The following is a 2,335-nucleotide window of genomic DNA, read 5'->3' as shown; positions in this document are numbered from 1 at the left end:
CGGCGCTTCGCGCTGCACGGCGTCGACGCGGTGGGGATGGTGCATGCCATCCTGCTGCGGATCCAGGCGGCGCTGATGCCGTTCAAGACCCTCGTTCTGTCGGGACATTGACGATGGAGCAGCCTGACTCGCCCCGGCATTGGCGTTGGCAGTTTGGATAGAGGCATGCCGCCGGGAGCGGGTTTTCCAGGGTTGCCGAGTAGAGTGCCCCGGCCGCGGCGGGCGGGATGTTGCGGATGGATCGGTCACCAACTGATGGCTGAATAAGCCAGACACTGTTTTCCGGAGCCGGGCCTTCTCCCGGAGTTCCCTCAGCCGCTTTGCCCGGTGGAGCTTCAGGCTGGCGTACTCTGCCCGCGGCGAATGGTAGGTCGGCTCCGTCACGCCGGCCATGGCGGGGTTCCGCCCCGAGCGGTGGCGCAACGTGCGGTCGCTGGTCACGGGCGCCCTGACCCATGCCGGTATCGTCGTGGTCGCCACGCGGTACCGCCCGCTGCTCGCCAAGGAACCGCGCGACTGGCTGTCCCCCGGCGCGATCTTGGGGCAGCCCAAGATCTTGGATGCGCTGCGCACGCCCGGCCCGGCCGCGGGCGGGCTCGCGGGGCAACGACCGGCCGAAGCCGCACGCGACGCCGTCCAACACCGACTCCAGGAGCACCGTCGCCTTGCCCGAAAGCTCGACGGAGAAGGTGTGGTGACGCGCGCGTCCAGCATTGCCCGCTCCGACCATCGGGCACTACCGCTCGCCGAATGGCTTGAGGCGGATCGGTCGGCTTGGGAGGTCGCGGTGCCGCCGTCGGGGTTTCTCGATCCTGGTGGCGCCGCCGCCACTTGGCGGTCGGCCAGCCGGCGTAGCGCCCTCGGCGTCTATGGCCGTTGGCTGGCCTTGCTCGCGGCCGAGGGGATCGACCTGGCGGCCAAGCAGCCCTGGGAGCGGATGACCGAGGAACGCCTGCGCCGCTACCTCGACTTCCTTGCTCCTGGCCGCTCTCCGGTGAGCGTGGCGAGCTATGTCGACGTGCTGTGGATGGTCGCCCGCGCCCTCTACCCAGAGCGGGACTGGCGCTGGCTCCGGCTGGTTCACTTCCACCTGCGCAGCCAGGCAAGGTCCGTGCGTGACAAGGCGGCCCGGCTGGTCTCCGGCGCAAGACGGTCTGCAGTTGGGGCTAGACCTCGCCCAGGCGGCCAGCGCGCGGTTCGAGGATCCGCGCCCGGAGAGCTCCGACGCACGGGCGCGCGTCGCCGCCGCGCGGGACTATCGGGACGGGCCAATCATTGCGACGGTTTCGCTCTGCCCGCTCCGCGTGAAGAACCTGCTCGGCGTCGAGATTGGCGGGCAGCTCCGCATGTCGGCTCGGCGCGCCACCCTGACCTTTGCCGGGACCGAGACCAAGACCTGCAAGCCGATCGATCACTCCTGGCCGCCGATCCTGCTGCCACATCTCGAGCGCTACCTGGCCGAGGTCCGCCCGATCCTGCTGACCTCGACGGCCCCGGTCGATCCGGCGTGACCGCCTAGGCCGGCCGGGTCCCGGCTATGGGTTGGGGCAGAGTGTGACCGCCTTTACTCCTGCAGGACTCGAGAAGGCCTTGCAACGCCACACCACGAAGCGGTTCGGACAGCACATCAATGCCCATGCTTTCCGCATGAACGGCGCCTCGACCGTCGCCGGGGCGGCCCCCGGGCGGTTCGACATGGCCCAGGCCCTGCTCGGCCACGCTAAGCCCACCACGACCGAGGCACGCTACGTCCTGGGCGATCCGCAACTCGCGCTCCGCGGTCATCACGACACACTGGCGTCCATGCCAAAACTGGCGCGCCGGCCCCAAAGAATCGATCAGTCGAGAGGAATCTGACCATGCGCTGTGCCCTCTACGCCCGGTTCTCCTCCGACCTGCAGCGCACCGCCTCGATCGAGGATCAGCTGCGGCTCTGCAACGTCCGCGCCGAGCGCGAAGGGTGGCAGGTGGTCGGCACCTTCACCGACGTTGCCATCTCGGGCGCCACCATGCTCCGGCCCGGCTACTAGGCGCTGATCGCGGCGATGCGGGCGGGCGAGGTGGGACATCGTCCTGGCCGAGAGCCTTGACCGGTTCTCCCGCGACCTCGAGCACATCGCCGCCTTCCATAAGATGGCGCGGTTCGCCCGCGTGCAGATCATCACTCTCGCCGAGGGTGAGGTCACCGCGATGGCCGTCAGGTTCAAAGGCGCGACGGTCGCGCATTGCCCGACGCCCTTCGCGCGCTATGGCGAGCACCTGAAGCACTTCGGCAAGTACCGCGCGCGTGGCGTGAACATGGGCTTCGGCACGGATTGCGCCCCGCACAACCTGA

Annotated in this window: 4 protein-coding genes; all 4 read left to right on the top strand. The window is 69.2% G+C overall.

Going from position 1 to position 2,335, the window contains the following annotated elements; translation table 11 throughout:
- Positions 1–1,160 precede the first annotated feature (1,160 nt).
- A complete protein-coding gene (locus HW577_RS23805) occupies positions 1,161–1,511 on the top strand; it encodes a hypothetical protein (RefSeq protein ID WP_198378584.1) in 351 nt (116 codons plus the stop codon).
- A 43-nt stretch (positions 1,512–1,554) separates the two neighbouring features.
- Positions 1,555–1,857, top strand: coding sequence for a hypothetical protein (locus tag HW577_RS23800; protein WP_198378583.1), 303 nt, complete (start codon positions 1,555–1,557; stop codon positions 1,855–1,857).
- 2 nt (positions 1,858–1,859) lie between these two features.
- Positions 1,860–2,030 carry a recombinase family protein gene (locus tag HW577_RS26755; protein WP_232475204.1) on the top strand — a complete coding sequence of 57 codons (171 nt, stop codon included), beginning with the start codon at positions 1,860–1,862 and terminating at the stop codon, positions 2,028–2,030.
- 121 nt (positions 2,031–2,151) lie between these two features.
- Positions 2,152–2,335, top strand: a 184-nt coding sequence (locus tag HW577_RS26750; protein ID WP_232475203.1) for a hypothetical protein, incomplete at its 3' end; no start/stop codon positions are given.

Origin of the sequence: Neoroseomonas rubea (assembly GCF_016106015.1) — a bacterium.
GTDB lineage: Bacteria > Pseudomonadota > Alphaproteobacteria > Acetobacterales > Acetobacteraceae > Neoroseomonas > Neoroseomonas rubea.
This window is presented reverse-complemented; position numbering and strand designations above follow the sequence as displayed.